The following is a 15751-nucleotide window of genomic DNA, read 5'->3' as shown; positions in this document are numbered from 1 at the left end:
GACACTGCACCCTCTCAGCATGCGCCGTGGTCCCTCCAGGTCGAAGGAACCGAACAGGTAGGAGTGGAGTCCGGGCGTAGGTTATCAGGATCGCGGCGTGGCTCTCGAGATTGGCGGTCTCACCGAGCAACTTTAAGAGGCCATGTAACTCATTCGAGGTGGTTAAATCACTCGAACGTGGGGAACTATTCGCCTTTCTTACTTTCCGAGCACGAAATCAACCCGGAAGTGAAAGGGTGTGGGAGTGGCGTTCTGCCCTCGCGCTGAAGCCCTGCCCAGCCACGCGGTAGGTTTCGGGGGAACCTCGGCGCCCGGGCCTGCCCCGCATCCTCCCTCCTGCGTGCACTGCCAAGCAGATGGCGCCACGGGGCCTTCCTGGGGTGCAGTCAGTGGCCGTCGTTCCAAGCGGGCGATTGAGTAGTCGTCAGCCTCATACTTGCCGGACCACATGATCGGCACCGTGGACGGGTGCCAGCGCAGCGAGGACGCCGAGGGACACCGGACCGCTGGATACCATGTCTGCTTCTGCGGCTCACCTCCGCTTGCGCGGAGCGGACTCGGGTGACACTGCTCGACTCCTGGTATCGGCCGGCTCGCCTCCGCTTGCGCGGAGCGGACGGTCAGCGCGATCTCATCGAGAGCAGCCACGGCGGCTCACCTCCGCTTGCGCGGAGCGGACGCCCTCCAACCGCAGCCCGCCGGAGTGCACGTCGGCTCACCTCCGCTTGCGCGGAGCGGACTGTTCGTCGTCGGCGAGGCCGGATTGCAGCGCTGGCTCACCTCCGCTTACGCGGAGCGGACAACGGCGGACGGATCGGTGGGGGGCGGTCCACCGGCTCACCTCCGCTTACGCGGAGCGGACGTCGGTCAGACGACGCGGGTACGGGGTGTGCCCGGCTCACCTCCGCTTGCGCGGAGCGGACGCACGGTGGGTGAGCTTTCGCAGTTGGTAGGCCGGCTCACCTCCGCTTGCGCGGAGCGGACGGCAACGTGCGGATCGTGTCGTCCATGGTGGACGGCTCACCTCCGCTTGCGCGGAGCGGACCCAACCCCCCGTCAGATCAGAACGAGATGACGCGGCTCACCTCCGCTTGCGCGGAGCGGACCCGACGAGGGCGGTCACCGCGGTCACGATGGCCGGCTCACCTCCGCTTGCGCGGAGCGGACTGTTGGGCGTCGAGGGAGTAGACCCGCCCGTCCGGCTCACCTCCGCTTGCGCGGAGCGGACTGTTGGGCGTCGAGGGAGTAGACCCGCCCGTCCGGCTCACCTCCGCTTGCGCGGAGCGGACTGTTGGGCGTCGAGGGAGTAGACCCGCCCGTCCGGCTCACCTCCGCTTGCGCGGAGCGGACGCATAGGTCAAGGCCCACAGCATCAGGAAGAAAGGCTCACCTCCGCTTGCGCGGAGCGGACCTGCTGCGCGCCCCTGCTGACCACCACGCCATCGGCTCACCTCCGCTTGCGCGGAGCGGACAGACAGCCCACCGAGGATGTGTCAAGCTGGGCGGCTCACCTCCGCTTGCGCGGAGCGGACAGGATCTCCAGCCAGGCCATGGGCGGATCAGCCGGCTCACCTCCGCTTGCGCGGAGCGGACTGGGTGACCATCTCGTTATCAGATTCGCAGTGCGGCTCACCTCCGCTTGCGCGGAGCGGACCACGGGAGCGCGTCGGGCGTACTGGCGCGTGGCGGCTCACCTCCGCTTGCGCGGAGCGGACATGCCGTCGACGCTGAGAACAGCGGCAAGGGACGGCTCACCTCCGCTTGCGCGGAGCGGACCGCGGCCCGTTCGGCCCCCGCATCCGGGCCACCGGCTCACCTCCGCTTGCGCGGAGCGGACGCAGCGGCCTGCGGTGACCAAGCTGCTGAGGGCGGCTCACCTCCGCTTGCGCGGAGCGGACGCGCCAGAACCTCGCCCGCAGCCTGCGGGGGTCGGCTCACCTCCGCTTGCGCGGAGCGGACCGGGGTTGATCGTGCTCAGCGAGCCGCTGTTCTGGCTCACCTCCGCTTGCGCGGAGCGGACTCGGGCGGCTGGATCGGCACCGTCCATGACGCCGGCTCACCTCCGCTTGCGCGGAGCGGACCCGCGCCGCCGACCCCGATGCCGTCCAGGTCGCGGCTCACCTCCGCTTGCGCGGAGCGGACGCATCGATCACCAACCGATCCAACGGGTGCCGCGGCTCACCTCCGCTTGCGCGGAGCGGACTTCCGGACTGTCGCGGGCGACACGTTCCGGTGCGGCTCACCTCCGCTTGCGCGGAGCGGACCGCGGAAGGCATGGGACGAAGAGTGCGAACAGCGGCTCACCTCCGCTTGCGCGGAGCGGACTCGACATCGACACCCTCGACCGGGCGGACGGACGGCTCACCTCCGCTTGCGCGGAGCGGACCTCGATGTCCACTCCCTACGTCGCGCGCGTCGCGGCTCACCTCCGCTTGCGCGGAGCGGACGGGTGCCGGGGTTCCGCAGTGCCGGGGAGCGCCGGCTCACCTCCGCTTGCGCGGAGCGGACACGGCGCCTACGACCACGTCGCCCTGTGCCAGCGGCTCACCTCCGCTTGCGCGGAGCGGACACGAGCGAAGGAGCAGCATGACGCACGCACAGACGGCTCACCTCCGCTTGCGCGGAGCGGACCCTACACCGGTGTGCTCGACCGGGTCGCCGAGCGGCTCACCTCCGCTTGCGCGGAGCGGACTCGACCCGCCACCGCAGCAGCGCGCCGTAGGACGGCTCACCTCCGCTTGCGCGGAGCGGACCGCCGGTGTCGAGGGGGCCGCAGCCCCGGGATCGGCTCACCTCCGCTTGCGCGGAGCGGACCGGTAGTCGTACTCCTCCTCGTGGAGAAGTTCCGGCTCACCTCCGCTTGCGCGGAGCGGACATCGGTAGACCTGGTGGCGGTCAATGAGGCCGCGGCTCACCTCCGCTTGCGCGGAGCGGACGTCACCGGGTGCCGTCGGTGCAGCGGGTCGGCCGGCTCACCTCCGCTTGCGCGGAGCGGACCCGAGGACCAGGTCCGCACGAAGCGCGGGAGTCGGCTCACCTCCGCTTGCGCGGAGCGGACCCCGGCGCCGCCGCCCAGGCCGGGCCGCCGCGCGGCTCACCTCCGCTTGCGCGGAGCGGACCCTTCCCGACCTGCACTTCTTCTACTGCGTTGCCAATTTGTGATGTTTCATTCTTGCGAATCCCGAGGGTTGTGTGTGGTTAGGTCACGGCGCTCTTCAGGTGATCTCTTGTTGCGGCGCGACCGTCGGATGGGTGTGCTTGACCTTAACGTGGGGTGAGGGTGGACAGTGACGGCGGGCGCAGTTGTGTTGCAGGTCAGCAGGCTCTCCGAGCACCTCGACGCCGAACCAGTCCGCGGCGCTCGCCTGCTGATGGCCTCCGTAGCCCCTTGGTCGCTTTTTTGTCTCGGCAACATCGCTGCCATAGCCGCTGGCGATTCGGTGAAAATCACTCTCCGAGATGACGGATGTCCAGCTCACTGAGGCGTGGGCGGGACACCGAAGCTCGGGCGCAGGGTATTGAGTATCGGGAGGCTGCCCCAGCATTCTCGGTGGTCACGGCCAGTTTGTACTTTGCTTTGGCTGCGGGCTGGATGTCAGGGTTAACGCGGGGAACGTCCGGATGTGCGGGCTCGGACTGACCGATTTCCGCTGGCGATGATGTCGCGCAGGTTTTCGGGGGAGAAGCGGAGGTGTTTGCCGAGCAGCGTGGATGGAATCTGGCGGCGTCCGGCGGCTCGGCGTAGCCAGCTTTCTCTGACTCCGAGTAGTCGAGCTGCCTCGGCCGGGGTGTGCATGATCGGTTCGGTAGGTCGAGTGGTCTGGGATCTATCGGCCCGAGTGGGTGCCGTGCTGTGCGACACGTTCTCTCCTGGGTGCTCCTGTGCTTATGCGGCCAGACTCGTGTTGATCGATTCGCCTGAACGGCAGGACCAGGGCGAGCAGCCCTCCGGTTCATAGTCGTTGACTACGGCGAGGGCGCGGCGTGGGCCGGGCGGGTCAAGATCCGCCTCGGCGAGGGGGACGCAGGAACGGTGTAGGTAGTACTGACCGTGCAATGGCTGGGCCCGGTTATTGGCGTGGGGATGCCCGTGGCGGATGGCGTGGTCGAAGTCGACGGCGTTGTCCCAGCCGTCGCGGTCGTTGTCACGGAGCCATCGCCAGCCTGCGTTGCCGTGGAAGGGACAGCCGATGCAGGCGGATTTCACCGTCTGGCCGAAGCCTTTCTCCGTGAGGTAGCGTTTGCAGTCGTCGCGTGTCCAGCCCAGGTCGATCAGCGGGAAGGCATTGCGGAGGTAGCGGACGTCGGCGTCTTTGGCTCGGGCGAACTCGTCAGTGCTAATCCCGATGGCTTGTTCGGCGTAGATGCCGGTAGGCACACGCTGAGGATATGGGTAGCCGAGGAGGGCACGTGCGGCTTTCTTCAGCGGTCGGATCTTGTATTCATTTGTGCATTGTCGGCGCGCGAGCCCTTTGGTGCCGTCGGGGTTGCGTACGTGCAGGGGCATGGACGCGAAGCGGTGTTCTGGGTTGAGGGCGTCGTCGCGGATGCTGCCCTGCGAGACGGTGGACACTGGGATTCCGGCGTCGGCTGCGTGGGTGCGGAGCCGGGCGAGGTTGTCGTAGACGGCTTGTGGTTCCCAGCCGGTGTCGGCGAACAGGGCATGGTCGAAGCGGGGGATCGCGCCCTCGCAGGCGAGTAACAGGACGGTGGTGCTCTGTACTCCGGCGCCGAGGGACAACAGCCGCAGAGCAGGTCCGGTGGATTGGGTAACGGGGATTCGGTCTGGTCGGGGTGCTGGCGGGACGTGTGTCATGAGCGGCTCGCCGTGTGAGTCGCGGCGGCTGCGTCGTTGGAGGCCGGACCGCGCGCTGCGGTTCTGCAGCATTGGGTACGGCCAGCACACCCGACTTCCCAGGGCTGGCCTCTCGTTCGGGCGGTGTTTTCAGTGTGGCGAGGTCGTCGAGTAGCAGGCGGGTGGCGTGTGCGGCCTGGTGGGGGACGACGGCGTTCCCCAGTGCGCGGAGCTGAGCGGTGCGGGGGAGTTCTAGGTCGGTGATCCAGCCCGGCAGCAGTCCCATAAGCCATTCGGTGAAGGCGACGGAGAGGCGACGTTTGCCCTGGTGGCCTGGTTCGGTGGGATGCGGTGCGTGCCGATCGAGGACGGCCTCCCACCGACGGATGACCAGGGTGTAGTCGCCCCAGTTGTCGTCGTCGCGGCGCGTGGTGGCGGTGCGGGCTGGTGGTTCGAGTCGGACGATGGCGGAGGAGAGGGTGAAGTCGCCTGCCGAGCCGCGTTGATTGGGACTGCCTTTGGTTCCCTCGGTCGCGCGGGGTGTGGGCAACAGCCCCGGTGCGCCGGAGCTGAGCACGGGAGAGCCGGGCGGGCCGGACGGGTGGATGGTGGACTCCCGGCTGTAGGTGGCGTCGTTGTACGTCGGCAGGAGCCTGATGGCGACGGAGAGGGGCATGCCCATGCCGTTGCCGTTGATCCTGCGTGCCCGGTGGCGGGCTTGACGGGCCAGCCATTGGTGAGGGTCTTCTCCGTCGTTGGGGGTGCTGCTCGCCGGGGTGGGAAGCAGCCGCCCTCCAGTAGCGGACTGCGAGCGGCTGTGCCGTCGAATGCTGTTCGGCGTAGTGCGCGTCGGTGACAGCTCTTCGAGGACTGCGACGTGCGCAGGCTGGTTGTCGAGGTCCGTGTGCTTCACCGCATGGTGGCAGGGTTCGATGGTGCGACGTCGTCGCCCGGTGCTCTCGGTTGTCATGTCGCGGCGGGACCGCGCCCAGGCGAGGATGAAGATCCGCTCCCTGCGGTGTGGCGCCCCGACGTCGTCGGCGCGGATGCTTCGCCAGAGCGCATCGAACCCTGCTTGGGCCAGGTCTGCGAGTACGGTGTCGAGTCCGCCGTGTCTCCAGCGGAGGGCGGCGACGTTCTCCACGAGGATGAATCGCGGTCGTAGTAGGCGAAGGGCGTCCATGACCGAGGTCCAGAGTCCACTGCGGGTCCCTTCTTTGATGCCGGCGCGTCGTCCGGTGGCGGAGATGTCTTGGCAGGGGAAGCCGATGGTGACGAGGTCGACCGGCTCGACTCGGGCCCCAGTCCACGGTGCGAAGGTCTCCGAGGTTGGGGATGTCGGGCATGCGCGCGGCCAGGATGCTGCGGATGTGAGGGTCGGGGTCGGCGCACCATGCCACCCGCCCGCTTCCGAGCGCGGCGAGGACTCCGAGGTCCAGTGCCGCGGTTCCGGTGCGGAGGGATCCGATGACCGGTCTCGTGTCCACGTGCCTGGGGGTCACCATGTGCACCTCGCTGATTGGTGCTGGGCGGTGCTGGGCTCGGCCTGTCTGGTGCGGGTGGTGTGTGGTGGTGTCGGGCAGCGGTGGTGGTCGGCGGCGGTGCGTGCGGTGTCGGGGTGTCGGTAGTGGCGGCGGAATCCGCAGGTGTGGCAGTGCACGTGGGTACTCATGCGGCCTGCAGGGAGGCGAGCTTCGTCGGCGTCCGGGAGGACGGGGTTCGGTCGGGGTTGGCGGGCACGGTGGGTTGTTCGGCGTCGTCTTCGGTCAGTGGGGTGCGGAAGATGAGGACGTCTTCGTGGGCGATGAGGTGGAGGGGCAGTCCGCGTTCGCGTTGTTTGCGGAGGAAGTCCCGTTGGAAGAACGAACCGCGCGGGATGATCTGGCCGTTGTCGTCGTGGCGGGCGAGCAGGGCGACGCAGCGTTCGACGGGGATGAGTCCGGCGTGGGTGCCGCAGGCCTGGATCTGGGCGGGCAGGTCGATCAGTTCGGCGTGTTCGCGCCAGGGCCGGAGGGTGACGGCGATGTGCCCGCCGGGGCGGAGCAGGGCGGCGCAGCCGGTGAGGATGCGGGTGAATCCGGAGAGCAGGCGGTGGTGGCCGATGTTGGCGAGGTTCCCTCGGTCGAGGGTGTTGCCGTAGAGGTGGTGGTATTTGTGGACGCCGCCGCCGGGGACGACGGAGACCTGCCCGTGGGTGGAGGGCCCGTAGGGCGGCGAGGTGACCACCAGCGCGACCCGACCTCGGATCTCATCGGGGAGGGCGTGGAGGAGTTGGCGGGCGTCGCCCTGGAACACCGCGGCGTCGACGTCGGGGCGGGTGCGGCGGGCGAGGTCGAGGTTCGCTGCGGCGACCTGCGCCCAGTGCGGTTCGTACTCGAGGCCGATCGCTCGACGGCCGAGGTGGGCGGCCTCCACGAGGGTGGTGCCGATGCCGCACATCGGGTCCAGGACGAGTTCGCCGGGCTTGGTGTAGTGGGCGATGGCGTGGGCGGCGACCGCCGGGAGCATCTTCGCCGGATGCGCGGTGGACTCGGCGATGTAGCGGCCCTTGCGTTGAGCGCCGGGCGACTGCTGCGCGGTCAGCCACACCGACCCCGATACCGGCCCCGACCCCGACCCCGATCTCGGGACCGGATGGGGCGAGGGGATCTCGTTCACCGCACGTGCCGTGCGGCGGCGGGACCGTCGGTCGATCCGGTCGATCTCGGTGCGGGGAATCGGCACGGTCGGGCTGTCGTCGCCGGGGAACTCAGGGGTCTGCGGCATTGGAGTCCTTCTCTGCTCGTGGGCGTCGTGGTGGGGGACGGGTCGGGGAGTCATCGGATGACCTGTGGGGGAACGGTCGCGGTGACGGCCGCCGTCGGAGGGGGTTCGTGATCGTGGGGCTGGGCGAAGATCAGGACGTCGGAGTGCACCTGTCGGTGTGGCTGTGGCCCTGCGTCACCCGGTGCGTTGGTGCCGACGGCCTCGCTGCTCGAGGCCTCGTCGGTGGTGTGGTGGAGTGCCACGATGTGTTGGAGGTAGAGCAGGTCGGCGTTCTGGCCGGTGGTGACGATCGGGCCGGTCGGGTCGATCAGCTGCCCTTCCCGGACGTCACTGTGGGTGAGGACGGCGAGGATTCCGCCGGTCCGCAGCAGGCGGGCGGCCTGCAACGCCAGGTGGTCGATGCGGCGGTGTCGGGTCCAGGACGGCGGCACGGCCGCGATGATCAGATCCGCGCTCGGTTGGGCGCTGTCGTCCTCGACGATCGGGTCCGGCCGTGGGCGTTGGTCGTCGGCCGGGTGGTCGGGGCGGCCGATGAGACTCGCCCAGTAGGGCGGCGCCGGGGCGTGGTGGGAGTGCGGCCGGTTCCACAACATCGTGATCCCGGCGATACGACCAGCGCTGGCGACGGCGTTGAACGCCGCCTCGACAGCGCCGGCCCCGGTGCTGGTCGCCGTCCCGGTCGAGTCGGTCCGTTCGGTGGGTGTGGTGTCGGCGGTGACGATCAGGACGTGGTCACCGCGCCGGCTGAAGGACGTCACGATCTGGGAGATCACGCCGACCGGCCACCGATCTCGGGGCGCGCTGGGGGAAGTGGTCGGGGCGGACCAGACGGTCGGCGGGATCGCGGGCATCCGTGTCGGCCGGGCGGCCGGCGTCCGGCGGCCCGCCGTCGTCGGGTGGGATGTTCGAGGTGCCCGGGTCGGGCGGGTGTGTCGCGGGGTGGGCGGGTGATCGGGTGAGTTCATGGGTGGCCTCCACGGCGGGGGAGTGGTGTTTCGCTGACATCCCTGAACTCCGTGATATGGACCTGTTTTCGACAGCCGATCCTCGTTTTACCTCCCACCGCGTTCCCGCAGCCAGGTCCGTGGACGTGACTCGGACGCGGACTCAGCGGGGATTCGACGGCATCACGCTCGAGGTGTCGGACTTCGGTATTTCGTCGTCACCATGGGCATGTGACGTGGTTCAGCAGCGCGGGATCACGGGGCCGGTGGCTCGTTTCCTTACCGGTTCTCGTCCATGAATCTTCCAGCGTGATTCTTGGTCGTGGCGTAGTCCGCCCTGGCCTGCCACGGAGCTACTACCGACCTACTACAGGCTCAGCGAGAAGCAGGTCAGACGGTACTACCGCCGATCCTCGTGACATCGTTCGGCAGAGGTCGGCTGATCTCTGTCAGAGATGCATGGCGACCGTCGTGGAGCCGAAAGGTGATCTTTCCTGTTGGGGTGGTAGTAGTCGTGTAGTAATTCGGTAGTAGGGGTGTAGTACCCGTTGTGACTTGCTGTCGACGTCACCTTCTCGTCGTCGACAGGAGCACACGTTCATGTCTTCTCCCCACTCATTCCCTGACCGCCGGGGCGGCTATTCCTCCGCGGCGATGCCGTTGGACACCGCGCGGACGGCCTTCGACATGTTGCTCACCGGGCCGCACCCGTTGGCCGTGGACGGCCGCCTGTTTCCCGGTTTCCCGGACCGGCGGGTGCCGTTGAACGAGGTGCGGGATCGGCTGTTGGCACGACGGTGCCCGCAGTCGGTGCGCGACTCGGTGTGGGCGCACCTGGTGCTGTTGGCACGGACCGACGGCGCGGCGTGGACGGTGGGCTGCGTCGGGGTCGGCCTGCCCGCCTTGTTGGGCATCGCGAGCCGGTTGTCGGCGCGGTTCGCCGGTGATCCCGCCGACATCCACGCCGCGGTGTTGACCGGGTTCCTCGCGGAGCTGCCGCGGGTGGATCTGCGTCGTCCTCGGGTGATGCTGCGGCTGCGGTGGGCCGCCTACCGCGCCGGGCACGCAGCTGTGCGCGAGGCCCTGGACGCGCCGCAGCCCACCGGTCACGCCGTCCGCGCGGCCGCGCCGGTCCCGCCGTGGGGGCACCCGGACTTCGTTCTGGCGCGCGCCGTCGCCGACAAGCTGATCACCGCCGCCGACGCGGAACTGATCGCCGCGACCCGGTTGGAGGGCCGGCCGCTGGCCGCGGTCGTCGCCGAACGGGATGCCTCCTACGCGACGGTGCATCAGGCCCGGCGCCGCGCCGAGCGCCGGCTCGCGGCCTACCTCCTCCAGGACGCCGACGACGCGGATGACGGCGGCGATCCGGCACGTCGGGTGGCCGACACCCTGACCGTCACCACGGCCGCCACCACCCCTGATCCGTCGCCGTCGGTGACACGACCGCGCTGTGGTTCGTCGGAGAAAACCGGAGCCCTCCGGTCGAAACGACGGCGTGATTCCGGAGTTCAGGTGCACGGGCGGTCCTCGACCTCACCCGAGTCCTCGTCGCTGTCGTCCTCGACCCCGGAGGTCCCCCGATGCGTGTGAACGATGTTCCCCCGTTGCGTGACGAGCCGAACGACCGCGTGGATGCGGTCGGATCCGACCAAACACGACCACGCCCTCTGCGGCGGCGGCGCGGCCGGTATTCCGTGCCGGTCGCCGGCGCAGGACCTCGGATGTCTGGTCGCTCACCTCGCGGTCGGTTGCGGCCGGGCGCTCGTGTTCTGGCGGTCTCGATGTTGATCGTGGCCGGGTCGTTGCTGTTCGAGTCCTCCGCGGCGGCGCAGGCCCAGTCGGTGGACGCGGTGTTGACCAACGTCCGCGACTGGTTGATGGGCATCCTCGCCGGGTTGGCGACGGTGTTCCTGTCCGTCGGCGGCGTCCGGTACGTCATGGCCGCCGGGGATCCGGGCGAGGTGGAGAAGGCCAAGGGGTCGTTCAAGTCCGCCGGGTGGGGTTACGGGTTGGCGGCGTTGGCGCCGCTGGTCGTGGAGATCCTCCGTGGCATCGTCGGGGTCTGAGCCGGTGAGCCGTCGACGCGCGGAACCCGCGCCTGCCGCAGACCCCAGGTCTTCGAGTGTCCAACCGCCCGTCCCGCCTCGCCGGCTGTTGGGCCGCCTGGTGGTGGTCGTCGCCTTGATGCTGGCCGGTATGGGTGTCGGCGGGCTTCCGGCGGCGGCGCAGCTGCCGTCTCCGGATCCGCCGCCTCCGCCGTCGTGCGAGCTGCCCGACTTCGACCCCGTCCTGTGCCTTCCCGACCCCGGTGACCCTGGCGCGGAACTGCCGGAGGAATGCCAGGTTCAACCTCCGGCGGCCCTGCCACCGGAGTGCGTGGCACCTCCGGCGCCGCCGGAGCCGTCTCCCGAGCCGGCGCCGGAACCCGAGCCGGAGACCCCGCCGCAGGATCCGGGGCAGAGCGAGGTGCCGGAGGAGGAGTCGTCCTGTGGGCTGACCGACATCGGTGCCTGCATCGACGAGGCCGTGGACGACTTCTTCCGCAGCGTGGTCGTCGATGCGTTGAACCCGTTGTTGGATCTGTTGGGGCGGACGTTGTTGACGACCCCGACACCGGACTCGCTGCCCCGGGTGGGGGAGTTGTGGGAGTCCTCCTGGCAGATCCTGCTCGCCTCTTACGGCGTGCTCGTGTTGATCGCCGGGATCCTCATCATGTCCTACGAGTCCCTGCAGACCCGTTACACGATCAAGGAACTCGTTCCGCGCATCGCGGTGGGGTTCCTCGCCGGGGCGCTGTCGCTGTTCGTGGCCACCCAGGCGATCACGGTCGCCAACGCGCTGTCGGCGGCGGTGATGGACGGCGGCGTCGAGGCGACCTCGGCGGCGGAGAACCTCGAGGACTTGATCTTAGGTTCGTTGGCTGGTGGGTTCTTCATCATCATCCTCGGCCTGGTCCTGGCCGGGTTGCTCCTCGCGTTGCTGGTGACCTATGTGGTGCGGGTCGCGATGACGATCATCCTGGTCGTCGGAGCACCGATCGCCTTGATGTTCCACGCCCTTCCGCACACCGAGGGCATCGCCAAGTGGTGGTGGAAGGCCTTCGGCGGGTGCCTGGCGATCCAGGTGGTGCAGAGCCTCACCCTGATCACCGCGATGCGGGTCTTTCTCGGCCCCGGTGGGTTCACCCTGTTCGGCCCCGACGGCAGCAGCCTCGTCAACCTCGTCGTCGCCCTGGCCTTGATGTACATCCTGTTCAAGATCCCGTTCTGGGTGATGTCGTCGGTCTCCGGCGGCGGCCGGTCGATGATCGGCTCCCTGGCGAAGGGATGGCTGGCGTACAAGACGTTCGGGCTCCTCGGCGGAGGCGGCCGAGGACGTGGTTCGGGCTCGGGCAAGACCGGCGGGACCTCGCCTCCCGCTGGCGGGACCACTCCCGTCCAGACGGGTGGTAGGGCGTCCCCACCACCCGCTGGCGGGAGGTCCTGGTCGACACGGACGGCGGCGAACGGGCAGTACGTCCTGCCGCTGCCTGGAGTGCGGAAGACTCGACGACCCTCGACAGGCACATCCGGCCACGGGACGCCGTCCCCGTCGAACGCGGCGGCGTCGTCTGCGGCGGGACAGCAGCTGCCTTTGCCGTTGGGAAAGGACTGGCCGGAGAACCGCCCCGTGCTGGGCCGTGACGGCCAGTACCGACTGCCCCTCGACGTCGAGCGGCGACCCGCACCGCAGCCGGGCCACCATCCAGCCGCGCCGTCACCGCACGGGCACGGGCGGCGCGGCGGGAAGCAGCTGGAACTGCCGTTGGACCCGTATCAGGGCAACCACCCAGACCGCACCGGCCAGTACCGCCTGCCGCTGGAGGGCGTCCACCGCACGTCGCGCTCGGCGGCGTCGCCTCCCCCCCGCTCCGCGTCACCGCCGCCGCGTCCGCCGTCGCGGTCTCGGGTGCGGCAGCCGCAGCTGCCCTTCGATCCCTATCAGGGCACCCGAGCGGATCGCACCGGCCAGTACCGCCTGCCCTTGGACGGCATCCACCGCACGACACCCTCCCCACCACCGTCGCCCGGTGCTGCTGCCCCTGCCTCCACGCCGCCGCCTCGTCGCGGCCGTCAACTGCCGCTGCCACTGGGCCTGCCGCGCACACCCCGTCCTCCTGCGCCGCCGTCGCGGCGCACCGATCCGAAAGGCGGCGAGAAGTCGTCATGACCAGTCCTGTGCGCATTCCCGCCGACGTCGACCGACCGGACCAGGTGGTCGGCACCCTGACCGCCCGTCAGTTGGCGATCCTGGCGGTGACCGGCATCGTCCTCTACGGCACCTGGATGTTGGTCCGTGATCTGGTGCCGCTGCCGGTGTTCCTCGCCCTGGGTGTTCCGGTCGGTGTCGCCGCGGCCGTCATCGCCCTCGGTCGACGCGACGGCATCACCCTGGATCGGCTGCTGGTGGCGGCGTGGCGGCAGCGCCGGACTCCGGCTCTGCGCGTCGCCGCACCGGAGGGGATTCCTCCGGCCCCGGACTGGCTCACCGCCCGCACGTCCTACCGCGACCTCGACGGCAGCAGTGCGACCACCCAGCCTGCGGAGTTGCGGCTGCCCGCCCACGCGGTCACCGACGCCGGAGTGATCGATCTCGGTCGGGACGGCTTGGCGGCGGTGGCGACCTGCGGGGCGGTGAACTTCGCGTTGCGCACCCCGACCGAGCAGGAGTCGCTGGTCGCGACGTTCGGCCGGTATCTGCACTCGCTGACCGCCCCGGTGCAGATCCTGGTCCGCGCGGAGCACCTCGACCTGTCCCCGCAGATCGGCGAGCTGCGTGAGCGTGCCCCGACGTTGCCGCACCCGGCGTTGGAGGACGCCGCGCGGGAACACGCCGACTACCTGGTCCACCTCGACACCCAGGCAGACCTGCTGCGCCGTCAGATCCTGCTGATCCTGCGCGAACCCGTCCACACCACGACCGATCCGGGCTTGGGCGGTGCGTCCCCGACGGCGACCCTCGCCGGACTGTTCCGGCGTCGCGGTCCGACCGCGGAGGCGACGGAGGCGGCACGGCGGGCGGCGGAGACACGGCTGCTGCGGCGGGTGAGTGAGGCCGCCGAACTCTTCACCCCGGCCGGGATCGTGGTGACACCGCTGGATGCCGGGCAGGCCACCGCCGTGCTCGCCGCTGCCTGCGACCCCGACTCGCTGATCCCGGCCTCGGCCTCGTTGGCCGGCGCGGACGACGTCATCACCAGCGAACCCACCCCCACTTCCGAGGTCGACGAACACGGTCTCGCTGCGTACGGCGGAGCCGTGCCCGCCGAGGCCGACGACGGACTGAGGTGGTCGAGGTGAGACGACCTCGCCGTCCTCGAGCCGACGTCTCCGGGTCGAGTGCCGCCGCGGCGTCGTTCACGCCGGAGTCGCTGGTCGTGGGCACGCGACATCTTCAGATCGGGTCTCAGTGGGTGACGTCCCTCGCCATCGCCGGATATCCCCGCGAGGTCCATCCCGGCTGGCTGCAGCCGTTGCTGACCTATCCGGGACGCATCGACGTGTCGCTGCACGTCGAACCGGTCGATCCGGTGACGGCGGCGAATCGGCTGAAGCGGCAGCTGGCGAAGTTGGAGTCGGGACGGCGGCAGACCGCGGAGAAGGGCCGCCTGGTCGATCCGCACGTGGAGGCCGCGACCGAGGATGCCTACGACCTGTCGGCTCGCGTCGCCCGGGGCGAAGGGAAACTGTTCCGCGTCGGGCTCTACCTGACGATCCACGCCGCCACCGAGACCGCCCTCGTCGAGGAGACGGCCGCGATCCGGTCACTGGCCGCGTCGTTGCTGCTGGACGCCAAACCCACCACCTACCGCTCCTTGCAAGGCTGGGTGACGACGCTGCCGATGGGCTTGGACCTGGTCGGGATGCGCCGTACCTTCGACACCTCCGCCCTGTCGGCCGGTTTCCCCTTCACCAGCCCTGACCTGCCGCCCGCCGACCCGACGGCCCCGGCCGCACCCTCCGGTGTGCTCTACGGCGTCAACCTCGGCTCCCAGGGCCTCGTGCACTGGGACCGGTTCGCCTTGGACAACCACAACTCGGTGATCCTCGGCCGCAGCGGCTCGGGCAAGTCCTACCTGGTCAAGCTGGAGCTGCTGCGCAGCCTGTATCGGGGCGTCGAGATCTGCGTCATCGACCCTGAGGACGAGTATGCGCGCTTGGCTCAGGCGGTCGGCGGCACCTATCTCCACCTGGGCGCCGACGACGTCCGCCTCAACCCCTTCGACCTGCCCGTGCACACCCGTCCCGACGGCCGCCGCACCGCACCGAAGGACGCCCTGCTCCGGAGGTCGCTGTTCTTGCACACCGTGATCGCGGTCCTGCTCGGCGGCGAGTTGTCGGCGGCGCAGCGGGCGGCGTTGGATCGGGCGATCACCACCACCTACCGGCGGGTGGGCATCACCGCCGATGCCCGCACCTGGACCCGCCCCGCCCCGATGCTGGTCGATCTGCGCGACACCCTCGCCGCCACCGATGACCCGGCCGCCGGTGATCTGGCGGCCCGCCTGCACCCGTTCGTCGAGGGCGCGTTCAAGCGACTGTTCGACGGTCCCACCACCACCCGCCCCGAGGGCCACCTGGTGGTGTTCTCCCTGCGGGATGTGCCCGACGAGGTCAAGCCCATCGGGACGCTGCTCACTCTGGACGCGGTGTGGCGGCGGGTGTCCAACCCGGCCATCCGCCGCCCTCGCCTGGTCGTGGTCGACGAGGCCTGGCTGCTGATGAAGGAGCAGGCCGGCGCGGAGTTCCTCTTCCGCATGGCCAAGGCCTCCCGCAAACAGTGGGCGGGGTTGACCGTGGCGACCCAGGACACCGCCGACGTTTTGGGCTCCGAGCTGGGCAAGGCCGTGGTCGCCAACGCCGCCACCCAGATCCTGCTGCGTCAGGCTCCGCAGGCGATCGACGAGATCACGCGCACCTTCGACCTCTCCGACGGCGAACGCCAGTTCCTCCTCACCGCCGACCGCGGCCAAGGACTGCTCTCCTCGGGCACACAACGGGTGGCGTTCCAATCCCTGGCATCGCCGACCGAACACCAGCTCGCCACCAGTAACCCCGCCGAACTCGCCGCCGACGACGGACAGACCGACGCCGCCGTCGACCTCGGACCCGCACCCCACGAGTGGCCGGACGACGAGTTCGACACCGGGGACGAGCACCTGCCCGTGGACAGCGACTGACCCCGTTCGACACCGTGGAAGGAG

9 protein-coding genes, 1 pseudogene and 1 CRISPR repeat array are annotated in these 15751 nt (G+C 69.7%); of the genes and pseudogenes, 5 read left to right on the top strand and 5 right to left on the bottom strand.

Annotation, left to right across the window (positions count from 1 at the left end):
* Nucleotides 1-528 precede the first annotated feature (528 nt).
* Nucleotides 529-3119: direct repeats of the CRISPR family, unit length 29 nt; unit sequence CGGCTCACCTCCGCTTGCGCGGAGCGGAC.
* Between the two features lie 482 nt (nt 3120-3601).
* The 5 genes and pseudogenes from AHOG_RS20130 to AHOG_RS29575 all read right to left on the bottom strand — a co-directional run bounded on the left by AHOG_RS20130 (nt 3602) and on the right by AHOG_RS29575 (nt 8319).
* A complete protein-coding gene (locus AHOG_RS20130; protein WP_093942727.1) occupies nt 3602-3796 on the bottom strand; it encodes a helix-turn-helix domain-containing protein in 195 nt (64 codons plus the stop codon).
* Between the two features lie 90 nt (nt 3797-3886).
* Nucleotides 3887-4741, bottom strand: a complete 855-nt coding sequence (locus tag AHOG_RS20125) for a hypothetical protein (protein WP_245856345.1) — start codon at nt 4739-4741, stop codon at nt 3887-3889.
* A 1057-nt stretch (nt 4742-5798) separates the two neighbouring features.
* Nucleotides 5799-6044: pseudogene (locus tag AHOG_RS30370) on the bottom strand (DNA cytosine methyltransferase); the annotation flags it as partial.
* A 419-nt stretch (nt 6045-6463) separates the two neighbouring features.
* On the bottom strand, nt 6464-7561 hold the full coding sequence (locus AHOG_RS20115) for a TRM11 family SAM-dependent methyltransferase (protein WP_093942725.1): 1098 nt from the start codon (nt 7559-7561) through the stop codon (nt 6464-6466).
* A 50-nt stretch (nt 7562-7611) separates the two neighbouring features.
* Complete coding sequence (locus AHOG_RS29575) at nt 7612-8319, bottom strand: hypothetical protein (protein ID WP_184451026.1); 708 nt, start codon at nt 8317-8319, stop codon at nt 7612-7614.
* A 786-nt stretch (nt 8320-9105) separates the two neighbouring features.
* On the opposite strand from AHOG_RS29575, the gene AHOG_RS20105 reads away from it, so the two are divergent.
* The 5 genes from AHOG_RS20105 (at nt 9106) to AHOG_RS20085 (ending at nt 15727) form a co-directional block, all read left to right on the top strand.
* The gene (locus AHOG_RS20105; protein WP_157736942.1) at nt 9106-10098 is read left to right on the top strand and encodes a hypothetical protein; all 993 of its coding nucleotides are present in this window, start codon (nt 9106-9108) and stop codon (nt 10096-10098) included.
* 191 nt (nt 10099-10289) lie between these two features.
* Nucleotides 10290-10574, top strand: coding sequence for a pilin (locus AHOG_RS20100; protein WP_093942724.1), 285 nt, complete (start codon nt 10290-10292; stop codon nt 10572-10574).
* Nucleotides 10575-10674: 100 nt separating this feature from the next.
* Entirely contained in the window at nt 10675-12717 is a 2043-nt protein-coding gene (locus AHOG_RS20095; protein WP_169725888.1) for a TrbL/VirB6 family protein, read from the top strand.
* Nucleotides 12714-13847, top strand: a complete 1134-nt coding sequence (locus AHOG_RS20090) for a PrgI family protein (protein ID WP_093942722.1) — start codon at nt 12714-12716, stop codon at nt 13845-13847. The genes AHOG_RS20095 and AHOG_RS20090 overlap by 4 nt, the downstream gene beginning before the upstream one ends.
* On the top strand, nt 13844-15727 hold the full coding sequence (locus AHOG_RS20085; RefSeq protein WP_245856344.1) for a VirB4 family type IV secretion system protein: 1884 nt from the start codon (nt 13844-13846) through the stop codon (nt 15725-15727). The genes AHOG_RS20090 and AHOG_RS20085 overlap by 4 nt, the downstream gene beginning before the upstream one ends.
* Nucleotides 15728-15751: the final 24 nt, after the last annotated feature.

Origin of the sequence: Actinoalloteichus hoggarensis (assembly GCF_002234535.1) — a bacterium.
Classification (GTDB): domain Bacteria; phylum Actinomycetota; class Actinomycetes; order Mycobacteriales; family Pseudonocardiaceae; genus Actinoalloteichus_A; species Actinoalloteichus_A hoggarensis.
This window is presented reverse-complemented; position numbering and strand designations above follow the sequence as displayed.